The organism is Rhodococcus sp. B7740 (assembly GCF_000954115.1).
In the GTDB taxonomy this organism is placed as follows: Bacteria; Actinomycetota; Actinomycetes; order Mycobacteriales; family Mycobacteriaceae; genus Rhodococcoides.
In genome coordinates this window covers 1,919,896-1,940,210 of sequence record NZ_CP010797.1, presented here as the reverse complement: position 1 = coordinate 1,940,210, position 20,315 = coordinate 1,919,896, and the positions used below count along the sequence as shown (strand labels likewise).

18 protein-coding genes are annotated in these 20,315 nt (G+C 67.0%); 16 read left to right on the top strand and 2 right to left on the bottom strand.

Annotation, left to right across the window (positions count from 1 at the left end; genetic code table 11):
* Positions 1-189: 189 nt before the first annotated feature.
* From NY08_RS08950 to glmM, 8 genes are all read left to right on the top strand, one after another.
* On the top strand, positions 190-4,188 hold the full coding sequence (locus NY08_RS08950) for a type VII secretion protein EccC (protein ID WP_045200040.1): 3,999 nt from the start codon (positions 190-192) through the stop codon (positions 4,186-4,188).
* A complete protein-coding gene (locus tag NY08_RS08945) occupies positions 4,185-5,639 on the top strand; it encodes a type VII secretion-associated protein (protein ID WP_158462518.1) in 1,455 nt (484 codons plus the stop codon). The genes NY08_RS08950 and NY08_RS08945 overlap by 4 nt, the downstream gene beginning before the upstream one ends.
* A 159-nt stretch (positions 5,640-5,798) precedes the next feature.
* Entirely contained in the window at positions 5,799-6,164 is a 366-nt protein-coding gene (locus tag NY08_RS08940) for a WXG100 family type VII secretion target (RefSeq protein ID WP_032397519.1), read from the top strand.
* A 64-nt stretch (positions 6,165-6,228) separates the two neighbouring features.
* Positions 6,229-6,510 (top strand): WXG100 family type VII secretion target, encoded by a 282-nt coding sequence (locus tag NY08_RS08935; protein WP_045195928.1) that lies wholly within the window; start codon positions 6,229-6,231, stop codon positions 6,508-6,510.
* A 124-nt stretch (positions 6,511-6,634) separates the two neighbouring features.
* Positions 6,635-6,976 (top strand): TraR/DksA C4-type zinc finger protein, encoded by a 342-nt coding sequence (locus NY08_RS08930; RefSeq protein WP_045195927.1) that lies wholly within the window; start codon positions 6,635-6,637, stop codon positions 6,974-6,976.
* A 199-nt stretch (positions 6,977-7,175) separates the two neighbouring features.
* Positions 7,176-7,619, top strand: coding sequence for a 50S ribosomal protein L13 (gene rplM / locus NY08_RS08925; protein WP_032397517.1), 444 nt, complete (start codon positions 7,176-7,178; stop codon positions 7,617-7,619).
* Entirely contained in the window at positions 7,616-8,140 is a 525-nt protein-coding gene (gene rpsI, locus NY08_RS08920; protein ID WP_032397516.1) for a 30S ribosomal protein S9, read from the top strand. The genes rplM and rpsI overlap by 4 nt, the downstream gene beginning before the upstream one ends.
* A 106-nt stretch (positions 8,141-8,246) precedes the next feature.
* Positions 8,247-9,602 (top strand): phosphoglucosamine mutase, encoded by a 1,356-nt coding sequence (gene glmM, locus NY08_RS08915; protein ID WP_045195925.1) that lies wholly within the window; start codon positions 8,247-8,249, stop codon positions 9,600-9,602.
* 4 nt (positions 9,603-9,606) lie between these two features.
* Here the strand turns inward: glmM and NY08_RS08910 are convergent, their stop codons facing one another.
* Positions 9,607-10,647: an LLM class F420-dependent oxidoreductase gene (locus NY08_RS08910; protein WP_045195923.1), complete on the bottom strand. Its 1,041-nt coding sequence runs from the start codon at positions 10,645-10,647 to the stop codon at positions 9,607-9,609.
* A 151-nt stretch (positions 10,648-10,798) separates the two neighbouring features.
* Here NY08_RS08910 and NY08_RS08905 point away from each other — a divergent pair, with 151 nt between their 5' ends.
* From NY08_RS08905 to NY08_RS08895, 3 genes are read left to right on the top strand one after another with little or no spacing between them, the layout of a single operon-like run.
* Complete coding sequence (locus NY08_RS08905) at positions 10,799-11,104, top strand: type VII secretion target (protein WP_082073733.1); 306 nt, start codon at positions 10,799-10,801, stop codon at positions 11,102-11,104.
* Complete coding sequence (locus NY08_RS08900; protein ID WP_045195919.1) at positions 11,101-12,930, top strand: hypothetical protein; 1,830 nt, start codon at positions 11,101-11,103, stop codon at positions 12,928-12,930. The genes NY08_RS08905 and NY08_RS08900 overlap by 4 nt, the downstream gene beginning before the upstream one ends.
* Positions 12,927-13,196 carry a hypothetical protein gene (locus NY08_RS08895; RefSeq protein WP_144407329.1) on the top strand — a complete coding sequence of 90 codons (270 nt, stop codon included), beginning with the start codon at positions 12,927-12,929 and terminating at the stop codon, positions 13,194-13,196. The genes NY08_RS08900 and NY08_RS08895 overlap by 4 nt, the downstream gene beginning before the upstream one ends.
* A 21-nt stretch (positions 13,197-13,217) precedes the next feature.
* Here NY08_RS08895 and NY08_RS08890 read toward each other — a convergent pair whose 3' ends face one another.
* The gene (locus tag NY08_RS08890) at positions 13,218-14,078 is read right to left on the bottom strand and encodes a dienelactone hydrolase family protein (protein WP_045195916.1); all 861 of its coding nucleotides are present in this window, start codon (positions 14,076-14,078) and stop codon (positions 13,218-13,220) included.
* A gap of 98 nt (positions 14,079-14,176) precedes the next feature.
* Between NY08_RS08890 and glmS the strand changes: the two genes are divergently transcribed.
* The 5 genes from glmS to tsaE all read left to right on the top strand — a co-directional run bounded on the left by glmS (position 14,177) and on the right by tsaE (position 20,289).
* The gene (gene glmS / locus NY08_RS08885; protein ID WP_032397509.1) at positions 14,177-16,039 is read left to right on the top strand and encodes a glutamine--fructose-6-phosphate transaminase (isomerizing); all 1,863 of its coding nucleotides are present in this window, start codon (positions 14,177-14,179) and stop codon (positions 16,037-16,039) included.
* An 8-nt stretch (positions 16,040-16,047) separates the two neighbouring features.
* The gene (locus NY08_RS08880) at positions 16,048-17,481 is read left to right on the top strand and encodes a bifunctional ADP-dependent NAD(P)H-hydrate dehydratase/NAD(P)H-hydrate epimerase (RefSeq protein WP_045195913.1); all 1,434 of its coding nucleotides are present in this window, start codon (positions 16,048-16,050) and stop codon (positions 17,479-17,481) included.
* 80 nt (positions 17,482-17,561) lie between these two features.
* Entirely contained in the window at positions 17,562-18,764 is a 1,203-nt protein-coding gene (alr, locus tag NY08_RS25815) for an alanine racemase (protein WP_144407328.1), read from the top strand.
* Between the two features lie 3 nt (positions 18,765-18,767).
* The gene (locus NY08_RS25810) at positions 18,768-19,787 is read left to right on the top strand and encodes an alpha/beta fold hydrolase (protein WP_032397507.1); all 1,020 of its coding nucleotides are present in this window, start codon (positions 18,768-18,770) and stop codon (positions 19,785-19,787) included.
* Positions 19,780-20,289: a tRNA (adenosine(37)-N6)-threonylcarbamoyltransferase complex ATPase subunit type 1 TsaE gene (tsaE, locus tag NY08_RS08865; RefSeq protein WP_045195909.1), complete on the top strand. Its 510-nt coding sequence runs from the start codon at positions 19,780-19,782 to the stop codon at positions 20,287-20,289. Before NY08_RS25810 ends, tsaE begins: the two co-directional genes overlap by 8 nt.
* Positions 20,290-20,315 lie beyond the last annotated feature (26 nt).

Here is a 20,315-nt window from a genome sequence, read left to right as displayed (position 1 = left end):
TCGAGCACGCGGCAGAAGAGCCACATCGATGTGCAACGGCGTCGGGCAGCGTTCTATTTCTCGACCGTCCGACGGGTGCGACGGCAGCTGTGGACCGGCCGGTCTTCGATGCGTTAGCCTGTCGTCCTGCGGCCTCGGGGGGAGGCCGCCGCGATGGTGTTCTGGGGGCGTGGCCGTGGGGGCGGATCGATGAGTACCGTGCGCTTCGTTCGCGGTGCCAGACGGGAAGTGCCTCGATCTCCCGGCGGTGAAGTCACCCTGCAGTCGCCACCCGAGATCCCGCGCGCCGTGCCGGGCAATCTGCTGATGAAGCTGATGCCACTGGTGATGGTGGCCGCGATGGTGGGGATGGTCGCGCTGATGTTCACCTCCGGGGCAGCGGCGAACCCGATGATGTTGATGTTCCCGGCCATGATGTTGATGTCCATGGTGGGGATGTTGGCAGGCGGCGGCAAGTCGGGCGGAGCGCGTACGGCCGAGGCGAACGAGGACCGCAAGGACTACCTCCGCTATCTGGATCAGCTCCGCCGCGACGTCGCCGAGACCGAACGCGCACAACGCCGAGCCCTCGAATGGAGTCACCCGGCACCCGAGACGTTGTGGTCGATCGCCGGAACCGAGCGCATGTGGGAACGGCGACTGTCGGATCCGGATTTCGCGCACGTACGAGTCGGCTGTGGGGATCAGCGGCTCGCCACTCGACTGGTTCCGCCGGAGACCGGGCCGGTGGAAGAACTCGAACCCGTCTCGGCAGTGTCTCTGCGCCGCTTCGTGCGAGCTCATTCGGTGGTGGCCGCGCTGCCGACCGCGGTGTCACTGAGAGGATTCGCGGCGCTGTCCGTATCGGGAGATCGCGACGAGGCCCGGGCGATGGTGCGCGCGATGTTGGCCTCGCTGTGCAGCTTTCACGGACCCGACCACGTCGCTGTCGCGATCGTCTGCGGGCCGGACACCGTGCAGCAATGGGAGTGGGCCAAGTGGCTCCCGCACACTCAGCACGACGCTCTGCGCGACGGCGCCGGGTCCGCTCGGATGATCTTCGGCAGCTTCCTCGAACTCGAGGGAGCACTCGGCGACGTGCTGTCCATGCGCAATCGGTTTGCGCGCGGAGCTGTTCCCGTCGCAGGCGTCGTGCAGTTGGTGATCGTGGTGGACGGCGGGCTTCTGGACAACCGATCGACCGATCTCACCGACACGGGCCTCGATTCCGTCACGATCATCGATCTGTCCGGCCTGTGTCCCGGACTCGCCGCATCGCGTGGCCTTCGGCTGTTCGCCGAGAACGGATCCATCGGAGCGGTCACCGGAACCACGGTCGAGGTGTTCGCCGTCGCGGATTCGATGAGCACCACCCAGGCGCACACCGTGGCTCGACGCCTGTCGCCGTATCGTGCGCCGTCGTCCTCGTCCGTCGTCGATGTCGTCGACGACGGCGGAGTCCCGATCTCGGGATGGAACAGCCTGGTCGGTATTGCCGATGTCGGTGCACTCGACACGGACCGAGCGTGGACGACGCGGCGCGGACGCGAGAGGCTGCGGGTACCGATCGGTGTCGCCCCCGACGGCAGCGCCGTCGAGATCGATCTGAAGGAATCCGCCGAGAACGGTATGGGACCTCACGGATTGTGCATCGGGGCAACGGGTTCGGGAAAATCGGAGTTCCTCCGCACGCTCGTGCTGGGCTTGGTGTCGACTCACTCGCCGGACCAGCTGAACCTGGTGCTCGTCGACTTCAAAGGCGGTGCGACGTTCGCAGGCCTGGAGTCGGCACCGCACGTGGCCGCGGTCATCACCAACCTGTCCGAGGACCTGGCGTTGGTGGATCGAATGCGCGATGCGCTGGCCGGTGAGATGAACCGTCGGCAGGAATCGCTGCGTTCGGCCGGCAACTTCGCGAACGTCTCCGACTACGAGAGGGCACGAGCCGCGGGAGCGGATCTGGCACCGATGCCCGCCTTGTTCGTGGTGGTCGACGAATTCTCGGAATTGCTCAGCCAGCAACCGGAATTCGCCGAGTTGTTCGTCGCGATCGGTCGGCTCGGACGTTCTCTGCACATGCATCTGCTGCTCGCCAGTCAGCGCCTCGAAGAAGGAAAGTTACGCGGTCTCGACAGTCACCTGTCCTACCGAATAGGCCTGAAGACGTTCTCCGCGAACGAGTCTCGATCGGTGCTCGGAGTTCCCGACGCCTATCATCTGCCTGCACAACCGGGTGCGGGCTACCTCAAGTGCGATTCGGCCGAGATCGTCAGGTTTGCCGCGGCGTACGTCTCCGGCCCGTACTCGCCGCCGCGTTCCGGTCCTGGCGTTCGGCCCTCGCTCGGAGGCGACATCGGGCCGAAACCCTTCACCGCCTACGCGGTACCGCTCGACTCGGTCGATCTCGGCCGCATCGAGGCTGCCACTGCGCCCGAGGCAGAACCGGATCCGGTCGACTCCCGGAGCACCGGCCCGACGGTGCTGGATGTGGTCGTCGGACGAATTCGGGGTCGCGGAACGCCGGCCCACGAGGTGTGGTTGCCGCCGCTGGACACCGCACCGACCTTGAACCGGTTGCTGCCCGACTCGGTTCTGACCGAGCGCATCGGTCCGCTCGCCGCCCTGCGTGCCCCGATCGGCATCATCGACCGGCCTTTCGATCAGCGCCGTGATCTGCTGACCGTCGATCTGTCCGGTGCTGCGGGCCACGTCGCCATCGTCGGTGCCCCGCAATCGGGTAAGTCGACGGCGCTTCGGTCCTTGATCCTGGCGCTCGCGATGACGCATTCGCCGGCGCAGGTCCAGTTCTACTGCCTGGATTTCGGCGGCGGAACGCTGGCCGGGCTGGCCGATCTGCCGCACGTCGGATCGGTGGCCAACCGGCTCGATGTCGACCGGGTTCGGCGGACCGTGGCCGAGGTCGCCGGCGTCGTTCGGCAGCGAGAGAAGACCTTCCGTGATCGCGGGATCGACTCGATGGCGGAGTTCCGACGGCGTCGTGCAGCGCACCCCGTCGACCCCGAGGATCGGTTCGGTGACGTCTTTCTCGTCATCGACGGCTGGCCGTCCATCAGGTCCGATTTCGAGAGTCTCGAACAGCAGATCGCAACCTTGACGACGCAGGGCCTCGCCTTCGGTCTGCATCTCATCCTCACCGCCTCTCGGTGGGCGGAAGTTCGGCCCGCGACCAAGGACCTGATCGGTACTCGACTGGAACTGCGGCTGGGAGATCCGTCGGATTCGGACATGGGCCGAGCCAAGGCCGCGAGAGTTCCCGAGGGGCGTCCGGGCCGGGGTATGACCAGGAACGGACTGCATCTGCTGATCGCACTTCCACGAGTGGACGACGTCTGTTCCGTCGACGACCTCTCTCGCGCGGTCGGTGAGTCGGTCGCCGCGATCGCGGCTGCATCTGCGGGAACCCCGGCACCGCCGGTGCGCATGCTGCCCGAGCTGCTCGAACGATCCGCGATCGTCGATCGGCTCGGTGATACGTGGCCACGAATCCGCGGCGGTATCCCCGAGCTCGGAGTTCCCATCGGCATCGACGAAGCCGAGTTGGCACCGGTCGTGGTCGATTTCGCGGAGAATCCACACTTCGTCGTGTTCGGTGACAGCGAGTGCGGCAAGACTTCTCTGCTGCGCGGAATCTGTCGATCGCTCGTCGAGGCCAACTCGTCCGACACCGTCAAACTCGTCGTCGCGGACTACCGCCGAACTCTCCTCGGCGCAGTGGATTCCGAGCATCTGGCCGGGTACGCGGCCTCCCAGGCGACGCTGACGGCCATGCTCGTCGACCTCGCAGGCCGCATGGCCGACCGCATGCCGGGGGCGGACGTGACCCAGCAGCAGCTTCGCGAGCGGTCGTGGTGGAACGGCCCCGAGGTGTTCGTCGTCGTCGACGATTACGATCTGGTCGCCACGTCGTCGGGAAATCCGTTGGCCCCGTTGGTCGAACACCTTCCCCATGCACGAGACATCGGGCTGCATCTCATCGTGGCGCGTCGTTCCGGCGGGGCAGGCCGGGCGCTGTTCGACCCGGTGATCGGACGGTTGCGCGATCTGGTCACGCCGGGACTGGTCATGAGCGGAAGCCGCGACGAAGGGAATCTGCTCGGGACGGTACGTCCCAGTGCCATGCCGCCCGGACGTGGGGTATTCGTCGACCGTTCGGGCCAGGCACTCGTTCAGCTCGGACATTCGAGTTGACGAGCCCCTCGTGGCGTTATGCCGCAGTGCATCTGGGCTACACGCAGATCTCCGTCGTCGCGACGGCCGGAGCCTTCGAGGGTCCGAGAGAGAGCGTCGGATCGGCGTTCGCCACGGCCGAGGGTGGTCGTCTTGTGTTCGGCCGGGGCACGGCGGGAGACGAGATTCCGCCCCTGCTCTGCATTGACGATGCGTCGGTCCCGGTGGGGAGCTCGGTGTGGGACCGGGAGGCGGTACTGCACGGAATCGTGTGGTCGGCCCTGAACGGTGCCGGGGTGCACGACCGACTCGACGTGCTCGAGATCGCGTATCCGTCGACCTGGGGCGAGCAACGGACGGGCATCCTTCGTGCACTGTTTGCGACCTCGGCGAACGAGGTGGTGCTCGTGGAGACGGCCGAGGCGGCCCTGTCGTGGTCGGGTGAACGCGCGCCGTCCGCCGCGGTCGTCGTCGAAGTCGGGCCTCTCGACACGTCCGTCGTCGTTCTCGACGAATCGGGGGCGCACGGCGGAGACACCGGCGCGATCCTGCCCTTCGGTACGGGTGACGACGACGGTTGGCGACGAGCGGTCGGGGAGTACGTCCGGTCGTCGGTCACGAACTGCCCCGACGAGGTGTACGTGGTGGCGGTGCCCCGCGCCGGAGAGGATCCCGTCGTCGATCACCCCACTCGATGGTTGACCGGACTCGATGTCGCCCGGTCGCTGTATCGGCGAGCCGGGGCGGATCTCGTCCCCGCGCTATCGGTCCGTGCTGCGACGACGCGATCGGCGGCATGGCTCGACGACGTGGCCGCCCTCCCGCGGCCGCGGGAGAAACGGCGTCCCCAGCTGCTCGCGGCCGTGAGTGCGGCGGCAGCGGTCATCGTATTCGTCTGCGCAGCTGTGTATTTCACCGGACGTCCTCCCGTTGCTTCCGATAGCGTTGCAGCGCAACCGTTGTCGCATAACGAGGCCCCGAGTGCTGCGTCGTCCCTCGTCGAACCGCTACCGACCACGACGACCGACCCGCCGACGCCGGTCGAGACGGTGACGTTCGTGTCCGGGCGGGTGTCGATGCGGTTGCCGGACGCCTGGACGAAGGTGGACGAAGCGGACCGCATGGTGCTGATTCCGCCGACCCCACCCGAGCGTCGGATCGTCGTCACCGTGGCAGAGCTGTCACCGGGTTCGACGCAGCAGCAGGTCGCCGACGAGCTTCGGTCGGCCATCGATGCCCGTGGGCCGGATTCCACCATCGGATCGCTCGAATCCACCCGCGATTTCGGCGGCCGCGTCGGGATCGCCTACACCGAGAGACCGATCGACGACTCGACGGTGCTGTGGCGCGTGTTCGTCCAGTCCGACCTTCAGGTCAGCATCGGCTGCCAGTTCGAGGGAGACGACGCGACGGTGATCGACGCCGAATGCGGTCAGGCGACGCAGACTTTGGACATCGTTGCGCCGTCGTGAGAGCGGCCCACAGTTTTTCGTGCACTGCCGGAACCGAATCGAGGGGTCGTTGCGTCCAAGGAGATGTAGGGGAGTGAGCGGGCCGACAGTGGCCTCTCGGTCGATCGGCACGTGCGCCGCGGGTGCATGTGAATCGAGTATCGGAGACAAGGAGTCGAAGTGGGATATCCAGGGGGACCGGAAGTTACGGGTTCGTCGAACGGCGTCACGGTCACACCGCAGGAGCTCGTGGCCGCCGGTGCCACGATCGAAGGCCTGAGTGTGTCGATCAACGCGTCCAATTCGGCCGTTCGGTCGATCGTCGAGCAGACCGCCGAGGCGTGGGTCGGCAAGGCAGGCAAGTCTTTTCAGGACGTCATGGCTCAGTGGGACACCAGTGCGCAGAAGATGCGGAGCGCGCTCGAGCAGATCTCCGCGGACATCAAGACGAACGGCCACGGCTACTCGGACGCCGACGACGACAACGTGTCGGCCGTGAACCAGGTGGCCGGATCGCTGAATTCGGGACTGTCCTCGTTCACGTGAACGTGCATCCGGTGACCACACGACAATCCACACGACCACGCTCGACCAAGGAGACCGATCCGACATGAAATACGACTTCGCGCAGATCGCGGCGCTGACCGAGGCGATGAACAAGCAGGCGAACGTGACCAAGGACCTTCTCGGGGACGTGGACAGCACCGCGAAGCGGCTCTACCAGTCGTGGGAGGGCGACGCGATGACGTCCTACTACGAGCTGCAGCGTCAGTGGAGCTCTGCATCCGACGAGCTCAACCTCCTTCTGTCGAGCCTCGTCGCGGCCGCCCGCACCGGTGGCGAGACGATGCACGGCGTCGAGATGGCCAACAAGGCGCGGATGGCTCGCTGACCCGTCGTCACGAAGAGCGGAAGCCCCGACCGAGACCTCGGTCGGGGCTTCCGTCTTCCTCCAGCTCGGTTCTCGTGAGCCGGAGAAACTGGTCACGACGGCGGTCCGGGTGTCTACTGGTTCGGTGACGGACGTCGGAGCAGTACTTGGGGCCGAGCGGTCTCGTGCCGACCGTCGACTGGCGTCGCTTCGGGCCGAACTGGCGTCGGTGATCGAAGGATCGCGGCTGACCACCGACGACGACGAGCACGATCCCGAGGGGTCGACGATCGCGTTCGAGCGAGCGAAGATCGCCGCGCTGATCACCGACACCGAGTCGGAGATCCGCGAGATCGACGCGGCGGTCTTGCGGCTCACGGCCGGGACCTACGGTTCCTGCGAGCGGTGCGGAAGCGAGATCCCGGCGATCAGGCTCGAGGCTCTTCCCGCTGCCCGTCGATGCATGCAGTGTGTGCGCCTGCGCTGACGAGGTCGACGAGTCGAGGCGTCGACGAGCGGAGATGTTTTGACCTGGGCGTCCGCTCCCGGTATCGTTCCCCGTTGGCGTGTATGGGCTCGCCGCGTACTTCTGTGCGTATCGAGCTCTTGTCCTCGGGTCTCAACTGGCCGCCGAGGGCATCCACTCGTCTTGGCCAGCAGCGACATCATGAAGACAGGAATTTTCTGTGTCTACTTACGCCCCGAAGGCCGGGGACACCACCCGGACGTGGCATGTGATCGACGCCACGGACGTCGTGCTCGGACGCCTCGCCGTCCAGGCCGCGACTCTGCTCCGCGGTAAGCACAAGCCCACCTACGCACCCAACGTCGACGGTGGCGACTTCGTCGTCATCATCAACGCCGAGAAGGTTGCCATCAGCGGCAACAAGCTCGACGGCAAGTTCCACCACCACCACTCCGGCCATCCGGGCGGTCTGAAGTCGCGCTCGACCCGTCAGGTCCTCGAGAGCAACCCCGATCGTCTCGTGGAGAAGGCCGTCGTCGGCATGATCCCCAAGAACAAGCTCGGTAATGCCATCGCGAGCAAGCTGAAGGTCTACGCGGGACCGAACCACCCGCATGCCGCTCAGCAGCCCGTTCCGTTCGAGATCAAGCAGGTGTCCCAGTGACGGCGCCGGAGGGAAATGACGTGACGTCGCAGGAGAACATCGAAGAGATCGCCGCCGACGAGTTCGTGGCAGTCGAAGATCCCGAGGTCGTCTCGGACATCGAAGCCGCAGCCGCTCCGGCCCCGATCGTGTTCGATCGCCCGATCCAGACCGTCGGTCGCCGTAAGGAAGCCGTCGCTCGCGTTCGGCTGTCCTCGGGCACCGGCGGATTCAAGCTCAACGGCCGCACCCTCGAGGATTACTTCCCCAACAAGGTGCACCAGCAGCTGATCAAGGCTCCGCTCGTTCTGGTGGACCGCGCAGAGTCCTTCGACATCGTCGCGCTGCTGCACGGCGGCGGACCGTCGGGACAGGCAGGCGCACTGCGTCTGGCCATCTCGCGTGCACTGATCGAGCTCGCACCCGACGATCGCCCGCCGCTCAAGGCCGCGGGCTACCTCACGCGTGACGCGCGTGCAGTCGAGCGCAAGAAGTACGGCCTGAAGAAGGCCCGTAAGGCGTCGCAGTACTCCAAGCGCTGACGCGTCTTACCCGTTACATCCTCGAGGGCAGGCATCCAGCAGTATCGGACGCCTGCCCTCGAGGCATTTTCCACCACATTCTCTCCGCTCGAAGGGGTCTTGGTTCATGGCGCGATTGTTCGGCACCGACGGAGTTCGGGGACTTGCGGGCGGGGTTCTGACCGCTGAGCTGGCGTTGAGGATCGCGCGAGCCGCAGCCGCCGTGTTGGCACCGAACGTCGACGGCGTCAGGGCCGTCGCAGTGGTCGGTCGTGATCCGCGGGTGAGTGGGGCGATGCTGAGCGCAGCCGTGTCCGCCGGACTCACCGCATCGGGTGTCGACGTGATCGACGTCGGCGTACTGCCCACACCCGCAGTCGCCTACCTCACCGCCGAATACGACGCGGCGCTCGGCGTGATGATCTCGGCGTCCCACAATGCGATGCCCGACAACGGAATCAAGATCTTCGCTGCCGGTGGACACAAGCTGGACGACGACGTCGAAGACCGGATCGAAGCTGCCCTCGATCCCGAGGGGCGCTCCCGGAACGACGAACAGCCCTACGACGCCACCGGTGCCGCGATCGGCCGTATCGAACTCGCGCACGACGCCGCGGCGCGCTACACCGAACATCTGGCCGGATCGGTATCGCATCGACTCGACGGCGTGACCGTCGTGGTCGATTGCTCGCACGGTGCCGCCTCGGTCGTCGGGCCCGAGATCTACCGGCGGGCCGGTGCGACGGTCGTGGCGATCAATGCAGAACCCGACGGTCTGAACATCAACGACGGGTGCGGGTCGACGCACCTGGAGGGCTTGCAGAAGGCCGTCGTCGAGCACGGAGCCGACCTCGGGATCGCGCACGACGGCGACGCGGACCGATGCCTCGCCGTCGATGCGTCGGGTTCCGTGGTGGACGGCGACGCGATCATGACGATACTGGCCATCGCGATGCACGACGCGGGCCACTTGACCGACGACACGTTGGTCGCGACGGTGATGAGCAACCTCGGTCTGCACATTGCGATGCGCGAGGCCGGAATCACGTTGCGCACCACCGCGGTCGGAGATCGGTACGTACTCGAGGAGTTGCGCCGCGGCGGCTTCGCGCTCGGCGGCGAGCAGAGTGGACACGTGGTGCTGCCCGCAGTCGGAACGACCGGAGACGGGATCGCCACGGCGCTGCGACTGATGGAGCGGATGGCGCAGACCGGGCGTTCGCTCGCGGATCTGGCGTCGGCCATGCGGACCCTGCCGCAGGTGCTGATCAACGTGCGCGTGTCCGACAAAGCAGCGGTGGCGTCGGCACCGTCGGTGTCGGACGCGGTGGCGTCGGCCGAACGCGAACTCGGCGAATCGGGTCGAGTTCTGTTGCGCCCCAGCGGTACCGAGCAGTTGGTACGTGTGATGGTCGAAGCGTCCGAACTCGACGTCGCGACCCGGCTCGCCGAAGAGCTGGCGGGCCGGGTCGCGTCGGTCTGACGTCTCAGGCGGTGAGTTCGCGCAGTGCGGTCAGCTGCGCGACGCGTCCTGCGGTGTTCTCGGCGAGCGGCGCGACGTTGAGAGTGGTCACACCGGCCTCGGCGAAAGCTGCCACTCGCTCCTTGACGAAGCTTTCCGGGCCGATGAGGTTGACCGCGCGAGCGAGCTCGTCGGGCACTGCCGCGGCGGCCTCCTCCTTCTTGCCTGCCAGGTACAGGTCCTGGATCTTCTCGGCCTCGGCCTCGTACCCGTATCGCTGGGCCAAGGAGTTGTAGAAGTTCTTGCCCTTGGCTCCCATGCCGCCGATGTACAGCGCCAGGTGTGGCTTGACCCAGGGGAGGTACTTCTCCGCATCCTCGCCGATGGCGAGGGTGGGACTTGCGAAGACCTGCAGTTCGCCGAGTGACGGGTCACGCTTGGCCTTGCCTGCGGCGAGCGAATCGCCCCACACGTCGGCGGCCTTCTCCGGGAAGTAGAAGATGGGCTGCCAACCTTCGGCGATCTCGGCGGTGAGTTCGACATTCTTGGGTCCGAGTGCGGCGATGACGACCGGAATGCGATCGCGCACAGGGTGATTGATCAGCTTCAGGGGCTTGCCCAGGCCGGTTCCCCGGTCGGCGGGCAGTGGAATCTGGTAGTACTTGCCCTGGTGCTGCACCTTCTCGCGGCGCCAGACCTGGCGGCAGATCTCGATGACCTCGCGGGTTCGGGCGATGGGTGCGTCGTACTTGACGCCGTGGAAGCCCTCGACGACCTGTGGTCCCGACGCGCCCAGTCCGAGTACGAACCGGCCGTCGGAGACGTAGTCGAGACCGGCGGCGGTCATGGCGGTCAGTGACGGAGTCCTGGTGTAGATCTGGAAGATGCCGGAGGCGATCTTGATCGTGCTCGTCTTGGCCGCGAGGAACCCGAGTTGGCTGACGGCGTCGAACGAGTAGGCCTCGGGCACGAAAATGATGTCGAGACCCGCCTTCTCGAGCTCGGCCACCTCGGCGACGGTCTCGTTGAAACCACCGCTGTAGTTCAGCATCGTTCCGATGTGCATGGGACTCCTCGTTCGGTGAGCAGCTGGTGCAGCCACTTCAGGTACCTGTTACTGACATTTCACATCGGGACGTTACCGCTCTCCGCGGAACCGATGTGAGTCGGCGCACGTCATAGTGAGATAGGGGCACTGCGAGGGGGGACGGGAACGTATGAGCGATGGGGTTCGGGTGGACGTGGACCGAGTTCGCGGCGTGGCGGATGGATTGGCGTCGTCGGCGGAGGCGCTCGGCGACGCCGCCGATTCCGTGGCGGACGCAGGCTTCGGTACCGCGGGGGCAGGACGGAACTACGGTGACCTGGGCGCTGCCTATTCCCAGGCGCACCTCGGGCTCGGGCGTGCCGTCAGGGCCTGGCGGTCCTCGGTCGAGGACATTTCCGAAGCCCTCACCACCGCGATGAACGAGTATGAGCAACAGGACGACGCCGCCTCGTACGCGATCGAGTCACACCGGTGACACTTCCGTCGGCCTCGTCCGGTGACGGGGCGTCGATCGACGACATTCTCGATGCCAACGCAGAAGGACTGCTGTATTTCGAGCGCTTCCTGCCGCTGGCGAGCCGCGTTCCGGGCGTCGACGTCCCGCGATATCAGGACGTGTGCGCCAGGTACGACGAGCAGCGCGGACTGAACTTGGGCGCGCTCGGAGCCGATGCCGACGCCGTCGGGACGGTGTCCGCCGTACTCACCGATCAACTCGAGGAGCAGGTGCAACTTCGCCGGGTCCTGCAGTTGCGCTGGCACGGTGATGCGGGGGAGGCCGTTCGGACCTACCTTTCGGCCGAACAGGAGAAGGCTTCCCAGTTCCTGGCGTCGATCGAGGACTCTCATCAAACGATGTGTGCGGCCGTCGACGTTCTCCGTGACGCCGTGACCGACAAGGCCGAGCTCGTCGGCGGCATCGACATCGAGCTGGTGGACGGCAAAGATGTCGACCAGGTCGACGCGATCGTCGTTGCGTCGGGAATCGAGTGCCTCCCGGTCGATCGAGAGGCGGTGTTCCCGCGATTGGCGTCTGCGTTCGAGGATCTGAAGGACAGGGCGCTCGGCGGTGATGTCTCCGACGAGTTCGCCGCCGAGGTGACCGAACGCTGCAGGCGATGGATCGACACCGAGTTCGTACCGCGGGTGCAGGGTACGTGCGAGGCAGTCCTCGCAGCATGTACTGCCACGGACATCGCCGTCGAAAGATGTCTGGCACTGGTGGTGGACGTTCTGGGAAGTGTTCACGAGCCATCGTTCGGCGAACTCGACGAGAGCAGTTGGGCGATGGAACCCGGGGCGTCGGCGCTGTGGCCGGGGCCCGACGGCTCGTCCGCCGACCCGGCTCCGGCCGAGATCGGTTCTGCACCGGTCGTTTCCGGAGCCGAACCTGCAGCCGTCGGTTCGGCCGCGGTCGGACCTGCTGCGGTCGGACCTGCTGCAGTCGGGCCGGCGGCGTCACTGCCGGGCGGCCACGGACCGGCCGGCGCAGACACCGTGCTTTCGGCCGGATATCCGACCGCTGACAACCCCGCCGGTGACGAGGTGGGGGATTCTCTGGACGGGCTCGTGGATCGAGTCGTCGCCGGCATCGTCGACCGGATCGACGACGCACTGACCGAGACGATCGACGGTCGAGATCTCGACGGCTCCGGCGACACCGCAGTCCAGAGCCGGGCCGGTGAGAACGACACGAAGGACGCGGCTCCGGACGGGACTGGCGACCGGCGACCCGAGCCGGCTCCGCTGCCGCAGCCCGGACAGGCACCGCCCACGCCCGGCGACGAGCGTGGTCATCTCGAGGCCGAGCTCGATGGGCATCGGGCCCGCATCGCGCTCGAACACGACGGTGCGGTGTCCCTCGAACTCGAGACTCCCGGACTCGGAACACGCTCGTTCGAGATCAGAATAGGACCGTTCGGCCTACCCGAGATCGTCGAGATTCCCGGAGTCGCCGACGCGGTGGACGTACCGGCTCCGGGTTCGGCGTTGCCGTCCGAACCGATGCTCTCGTCCGAACCGATGCTCTCGTCCGAACCGATGCTCTCGTCCGAACCCGTGCTCCCGTCCGAACCGGTGCCTGCGACCGAGCCGGTGCCCACCCCCGAGCCGGTCCCTGCGACCGAGCCGGTGCTTCCGTCCGAAGCCGATTCGGATGTGCAGGCGCAGTGCTCACCCGAATCGCCCGACCTCGAGCAGCCTGCCGAACAACACCCGGTGGCTGCCGACAGACCGGTGGCCGATGCACAGCCCGCCGCCCCGAGCACGGGTGCGGGCCTGAGCGAAGCAGGGGAGCTGTGAGCACCGACACTGGGTGGCGAGGGGAGTTGCATCGAATACGCGACGAGCACCGGGCTGCGATGTCGCGGGCGGCCGAGGCGTTGAGCCGGGCACAGGCTCCTTCGATCGACCGAGACGGCCGACGTTCGGCCGAGGTGAGCGGAGCGGACTCCGACATCGAGCCGAGGTCGGGCTCGGTGCTGCAACCGGCTCACCTGGACCGGCGAGAACCCCCACCGCGTGTCGAGACCGACCCCGACAACGGGCCGCGATCGTGGCTGGTGTGACACCGTTCGGTGACGATGGGACTAGCCCCGTCCGAGCAACGCCTTGATCGAAGCCGTGGCCTTGGGCTTGGGCTGCTCGCCCAGTGGAGCATGTGGATCGACCGCTCGGGTGCCGTCGATGTCTCCTGCGGTTCCGGCCAGTTCTTCGTAGTCGGAGTCGCCGGTCAGATGGAACAGCAGGAAGGCGGTGAGGACGGCGCGGGTGCGTTGCTGAGTCTTGCGGTCGGGCTTGTTGATGCCGAGTGCGCCGAGGATCCGGCGGCCTTCGACGAATCCGTCCGCCGTCGAGCCGTCGACTCGCCGCAGAATGGACGGTCCGTTCCAGGCCTGGGCGAGCGCGAGTGAGTTGTCGGTGAGCGAGTCGGCGTTCGAATTGTCTCCGACGACGAGTCCCGGCACGGTGAGGCCCGCGGCGGCGTCCTCGGACGAGGGTGCCGTCGGAGCGGGGAACAGCGCGGCGACGGCCTTGATGTCGGATCGCCGGGAGGCGGCGAGAACTGCGGTGCCTGCCCCCATCGCGTGACCGGCCGTGGCGAGTTTGTCCGGATGCACGCTGATGTTGCCCGGGCCCAATCGGACGCCTGTCATGATGTCGAGCACAGTGCCCAGATCGGTGGCAAGACCGCGATGGGACGGTACGAGCCCGCGCTCGGTATCCGGTGCCGCAACCACGATGCCCCAGGACGCGAGATGCTTCAGGGTGTCGGTGTAGTGCTGGGGGCGCAGCATCCAGCCGTGTGCGAAGGCCACGCCGGGCAGGCCGAAGCCCTCGGCGGGGGTATAGACGACACCGGGTTGCCCGGCGAGGGCCAGGTCGCCTCGGAGCACCTTGTGCGGGCCGCGCTTGGAGAGAGCAGATGCCAGCTTCTTCGGTTTCGCCACGAGAGATGACGCTACCGAACCGCGGCGCGTCAGGTGACGGGGACACGTCCACCCGAGCGAATGGGTCGTGCGCGCCCCGCCGAGTACCCTGATTGTCCATGTGCGGAATCGTGGGTTACGTCGGCCACCGCCCAGCTCTGGGTGTGGTGGTCGAGGCGCTTCGGCGTATGGAATATCGGGGTTACGACTCTGCGGGCATAGCAATTCTCGACGGCGCGGGAGCGACGGCAGTCGAGCGCAAGGCCGGTCGCCTGGCCAATCTCGAAGCGGAACTGGACGACATCGGCACCGACACGTTCGTCGGCACCACCGGAATGGGACACACCCGTTGGGCGACGCACGGCCGTCCCACCGACCGCAACGCGCACCCGCATCGGGACGCGTCCGGCACCGTCGCGGTGGTGCACAACGGCATCATCGAGAACTTCGGTCCGCTGCGTGCGGAACTGGAAGCAGTCGGAATCGAGTTCCTGTCCGACACCGACACCGAGGTGGCCGTCCATCTCGTCTCGCGGGCCTACGCCGACGGCCCGACGGCCGGCGATTTCGTGGCCAGCGCGAAAGCAGTTCTGCGTCGCCTCGAGGGTGCGTTCACCCTGGTGTTCACCCATTCCGATCACGCGGACACGATCGTCGCGGCTCGTCGCTCGACGCCCCTGGTACTCGGTGTCGGCGAGGGTGAGATGTTCCTCGGGTCCGACGTCGCTGCGTTCATCGAGCACACCCGCGACGCCGTCGAACTCGGTCAGGATCAGGTCGTCGTCATCACCGCCGACGGCTACGACATCAGCGATTTCGAGGGCAACGAGGCGCAGGGACGTCCGTTCCGAATCGACTGGGACCTGGCAGCCGCCGAGAAGGGCGGCCACGACTACTTCATGCTCAAGGAGATCCAGGAGCAGCCCGCTGCTGTGGCGGATACGTTGCTCGGTCACTTCGACAACGGTCGAATCGTGCTCGACGAGCAGCGACTGTCCGACCAGGAGCTGCGCGACGTCGACAAGGTGTTCGTCGTGGCCTGCGGTAGCGCGTACCACTCCGGCCTGCTGGCCAAGTACGCGATCGAGCACTGGACCCGGCTGCCGGTCGAGGTGGAACTGGCCAGCGAATTCCGGTACCGCGACCCGGTTCTCGACCGTTCGACCCTCGTCGTGGCCATCTCACAATCCGGTGAGACTGCGGACACACTCGAAGCCGTTCGGCACGCCAAGGACCAGAAGGCGCGGGTTCTCGCGGTGTGCAACACCAACGGCTCGCAGATTCCACGTGAGGCCGACGCCGTGCTCTACACGCGGGCCGGTCCGGAGATCGGCGTCGCGTCGACCAAGGCCTTCCTCGCCCAGGTGACCGCGAACTATCTCGTCGGACTGGCGTTGGCGCAGGCTCGCGGCACCAAGTACCCCGACGAGGTCGCGCGCGAATTCGCCGAACTCGAAGCGATGCCCGAGTTGGTGCAGCGGGTGCTCGAGACGGTCGAACCGGTTCGAGCGCTCGCGCGCGAGCTGTCGACGGCCACGACCATTCTGTTCCTCGGCCGACACGTCGGATACCCCGTTGCTCTCGAGGGCGCGCTCAAGCTCAAGGAACTCGCGTACATGCACGCCGAGGGTTTCGCGGCGGGCGAGCTCAAGCACGGTCCCATCGCGCTCATCGAGGACGGTGTCCCGGTGATCGTCGTGATGCCTTCGCCCAAGGGTCGGGCGGTGTTGCACTCGAAGATGCTGAGCAACATTCGCGAGATCCAGGCGCGTGGTGCGAGAACGGTCGTCATCGCCGAAGAAGGCGACGAGGCAGTGCGGCCCTTCGCGGACAACTTGATCGAGATCCCGGCGGCCTCGACGCTGTTGCAGCCGCTGTTGTCGACGATCCCGCTTCAGGTCTTCGCCGCCGAGGTCGCCCAGGCACGCGGCTACGACGTGGACAAGCCGCGCAACCTGGCCAAGTCCGTCACCGTCGAGTAGCGATCGGCATGCGCGGCTACTACACACCCGAGCAGATTCGGAACGCGGAAGCGCCGCTGCTGGATTCCCTGCCGAACGGCGTGCTGATGCGCCGCGCCGCGTACGGATTGGCCGCGGTCGTGGCAGGCGAGCTGACCGTGCGTACGGGCGGCGTCGTGGGGCGGCGGGTGACGATTCTGGTCGGTACCGGCGACAACGGCGGCGACGGTCTGTGGGCAGGGGCGTTCCTGCGTCGGCGCGGCGTCTCGGTGTCGGCACTTCTACTCGATCCGACGCGGGTGCACCCCGAGGGTCTCGCGGCCCTGCGATCGGCGGGTGGACGCGTGGTGAGCAGGTGCGGACCTGCCGATCTCGTGGTCGACGCCATCGTGGGCATTTCCGGCAAGGGCCCGTTGCGGCCCGATGCTGCTGCGGTGGTCGAGCAGATCACTGCTCCGATCGTGGCCGTGGACGTGCCCAGTGGAGTCGACGCGGAGACCGGTGCGGCACCGGGGCCTGCCGTGACGGCCGATGTGACGGTGACGTTCGGTGCGCGCAAGCCGGTTCACGCGTTGGCCGTACCTCGTTGCGGCCGAATCGAACTCGTGGACATCGGCCTGGAGCTGCCGGCTCCGGCGATGACCTCCTTCGAGCCGGTCGACGTGGGACGGATATGGCCGATCCCGACAGCTACCGACGACAAGTACTCGCAGGGGGTGGTGGGTGTTCTGGCCGGCAGCGACACGTTCCCCGGTGCCGCGCTGCTCTGTGTGGGAGCGGCGGTCGCGGCGACCTCCGGAATGGTCCGCTACGTGGGTAGCGCAGGCGCAGAGGTCGTCTCGCACTACCCGGAGGTCGTGTCCGCCCCGAATCTCGACGCGGCAGGGAAGGTGCAGGCGTGGGTGGTCGGTCCCGGATTCGGCACCCACGAGGAGTCGGCGGAGATCGTGCGTCGAGTTCTGGACACGGATCTGCCCGTCGTCGTCGACGCGGACGCGCTCACGGTCCTCGCCCGCAACGAGCGCTGGGTCGCCGGACGTGCGGCACCGACTCTGCTGACCCCGCATGCCGGGGAGTTCGCCCGCCTGACCGGATCCGACCCGGCACCCGACCGAGTGGGATCGGTCCGAGATCTCGCCGCGCGCTGGGGCGTCACCGTGCTCCTCAAGGGACGAGCGACGATCGTCGCCGATGCGGACGGCACCACGTTCGTCAGCGATGCCGGAGGGTCGGCGGCGTCGACCGCGGGCTCGGGCGACGTACTGTCGGGCATCCTCGGGGCCCTGCTCGCGTCGGGGATGGCACCGTCCACTGCGGCTGCCTGCGGCGCGAAGGTGCACGCACTGGCCGCGGCCCGTGCGGCTCACGGGTCGGACGGCGAATTCGCGGCACCCATTTCTGCGAGCCCACTGTGCGAGTCCATCCGCGACGCCATCCGAACCGTGCGCTCGCTCACGATGTGACCCCGGTCGTGCGTGGCCCACGTTCGATGTCGGATGTGTCACGGGTTGTGGCACCCTGATCCGTCGTATCCGCGGCTCGGATGGCACTATCGAATGTTGTGAGTATCGGTTGTGGCGACGAGGAGACCGATCCTCGGACGGGTTCGGGTGCCGTCGCGACCGTCGACCTCGACGCAGTTGCGCACAACGTCCGCGTGTTGCAGCAGTTCGCCGGGGACGCCGCAGTGATGGCGGTCGTCAAGGCCGACGGATACAACCACGGTGCCGTCGAGGTAGCACGCGCCGCGGTCGCCGCGGGGGCGCAGGAGCTCGGCGTCACCACCATCGGTGAGGCCCTCGAGCTCCGTGCCGCGGGTGTGACCGTCCCGGTGTTGGCGTGGCTGCACCGAACGGACTCCGATTTCGCGGCGGCGATAGCCGGGCAGGTCGGGATCGGGGTATCCACGGCTGCCCAGCTCGACGCTGTGGTCGACGCTGCACGCAGGGTCGGTTCCACCGCTGATCTCTCGCTCAAGATCGATACCGGGCTCAATCGCAACGGGGTCGCGGAACCGGATCTCGACGCCGTTCTCGACGCTACTGCCGTCGCGGTCGCGGAGGGCGCTGTGCGATTGACCGGAATGTTCTCGCATCTGGCCTGCTCCGACGAACCGGCTCACCCCGCCAACGACGCCCAGGCCGAGCGGCTTCGCGACGCGGTGCGGCGCGCCACCCGGCGCGGAACCCCTCCCGCCGTCGTGCACCTGTCCAACTCGGCAGCGGCGCTGACCAGACCCGATCTCGGTTTCGACATGGTCCGCCCGGGTATTGCTCTGTACGGCCTGTCCCCGGTGCCCGAACTGGGAACGTTCGAATTGCACCCGGTCATGACTCTCACGGCGGAGGTGGCGAACATCAAGAAGGTGAGCGAAGGTGAATCTGTGTCCTACGGCTACACCTGGACCGCTCCCGCCGACACCGTGGTCGCCCTCGTCGCTCTCGGATACGCCGACGGGGTCGTCCGTCGCCTCAGCGGGCGGTTCGAGGTGACCATCGCAGGTCGTCGCTATCCCTCCGTCGGGCGCGTGTGCATGGATCAGTTCGTCGTCGACCTCGGCGGCAGTGACTCGGGTGTCGCAGTCGGCGACGAGGCGTTACTGTTCGGACCAGGGGACAGGGGAGAGGCGCACGCCCAGGATTGGGCAGACGCGCTCGAGACCATCAGCTACGAAGTCGTGACCGGCGTTCGTGGACGTGTTCGGCGACGGTTCGTCGGCGCTCGCTCAGGGGAGGCGACGATCTAGATCATGCTCGGATTGCTGGAGAGTATTGCAATTGTGGTGCGCGAGACGGCGTTCCGGTCCAACAAGGACCCGCTGGCCACCGAGAACCTCGACCTGATGGACGCAGACCGGGGCAGCATCGTCACGGCGGACGACGGTGTACCCCTCGCGGTGCGCGAGGTGGGTCCGGCGGACGCCGAGACCACCGTGATCTTCGTCCACGGTTACTGCCTGCGCATGTCGTCCTGGCATTTCCAACGGCGGGCGCTCGAACAGCAGTGGGGTTCGACAGTGCGCATGGTCTTCTACGACCAGCGCGGTCACGGGCGTTCCGGGGTACCGAGCCCGGAGAGCTGCACCATCGGCCAGCTCGGCCTCGATCTCGATGCGGTGATCCGCTCGGTGGTACCACGTGGACGCATCGTTCTGGTCGGGCACTCGATGGGCGGCATGTCGATCCTGTCCATGGCGCGGCAACGGTCGGAGGTTCTGCGGCAGCGAGTCATCGGAGCGGTCCTGATCTCGACGACTGCTGCCGGTCTCGCGCAGTCCGGGGTGGGTCGTAGTCTGCAGAACCCGGCGGTCGATGCGTTCCGCGCGGCAGTGCGGACGTCACCGGGCCTGGTGCAATTCGGCCGCGGCGCGGTGCGTGCGCTCATCTCGCCGGTCCTGCGCGCGGCGTCGTACGGCACCCGGGTCTCGCCGCGGTTGGTGGCGTTCTCGCAGTCGATGATCGACGACACCTCCGTCGTCACGATCGTCAACTTCCTCGAGACGCTCGAGTTGCACGACGAGTCAGAAGCGCTGCTGGAGTTCGAGAACATTCCGGTGTCGGTGGTGTGCGGGGACGAGGATTGGATCATTCCGTTCGCCAGCTCGGAGGCTCTCGCTCAGGCCCTGCCGCGTTCGGAGATGGTGCGGGTGCGCCAGGGTGGGCACCTGGTTCAACTCGAATTCCCCGAGCAGGTCAACGGTGCGATACAGCGGCTCGTGGCACGGGCGACGGAGGCCGCGGGCAAGAAGCGACGGTGGGGCGTTGTCTGACGAGCCGCTGACCTTGCCGGTGGACGTCGAATTGGTCACTGCCGCAGACACCGCCGAGTTCGGTGCGCGGCTGGCGGACGTTCTGGTCGCAGGCGATCTGGTGATCCTCGACGGCCCGCTCGGGGCCGGAAAGACCGCCATGACCAAGGGGATCGCGGCCGGACTCGGTGTGCAGGGCCGCGTCACCTCGCCGACGTTCGTCATCGCGCGAGAGCATCGGCCCGGCCCACGGCCCCGTGGGCTACCGTCGGTTGCGCTGGTCCACGTCGATGCTTATCGGCTCGGGATGACGGGGCAGTCGGCCGTCGACGAACTCGATGCACTCGACCTCGATACCGACCTCACCGACGCCGTCGTCGTGGTCGAGTGGGGCGAGGGATTGGTCGAGAAGCTGACGGACGGCCATGTGTCGGTTCGTCTGACGCGTGATCCGGACTCCGATGTTCGCCGCGTGAAGGTGAGTCGGGTGCCCGGCGGGGCGGACCCGCGAGATCGATCCTGACCGGGTACCGGGTGTGCGGCCGAATC

Coding starts and splice junctions, on each gene's coding strand:
- NY08_RS08880 (WP_045195913.1), top strand. CDS start 16,048: ATGCGCGGCTACTACACACCCGAGCAGATTCGGAACGCGGAAGCGCCG.
- glmM (WP_045195925.1), top strand. CDS start 8,247: ATGGCGCGATTGTTCGGCACCGACGGAGTTCGGGGACTTGCGGGCGGG.
- alr (WP_144407328.1), top strand. CDS start 17,562: ATGGCACTATCGAATGTTGTGAGTATCGGTTGTGGCGACGAGGAGACC.
- NY08_RS25810 (WP_032397507.1), top strand. CDS start 18,768: ATGCTCGGATTGCTGGAGAGTATTGCAATTGTGGTGCGCGAGACGGCG.
- NY08_RS08935 (WP_045195928.1), top strand. CDS start 6,229: ATGAAATACGACTTCGCGCAGATCGCGGCGCTGACCGAGGCGATGAAC.
- NY08_RS08905 (WP_082073733.1), top strand. CDS start 10,799: ATGAGCGATGGGGTTCGGGTGGACGTGGACCGAGTTCGCGGCGTGGCG.
- glmS (WP_032397509.1), top strand. CDS start 14,177: ATGTGCGGAATCGTGGGTTACGTCGGCCACCGCCCAGCTCTGGGTGTG.
- NY08_RS08950 (WP_045200040.1), top strand. CDS start 190: ATGAGTACCGTGCGCTTCGTTCGCGGTGCCAGACGGGAAGTGCCTCGA.
- NY08_RS08910 (WP_045195923.1), bottom strand. CDS start 10,647: ATGCACATCGGAACGATGCTGAACTACAGCGGTGGTTTCAACGAGACC.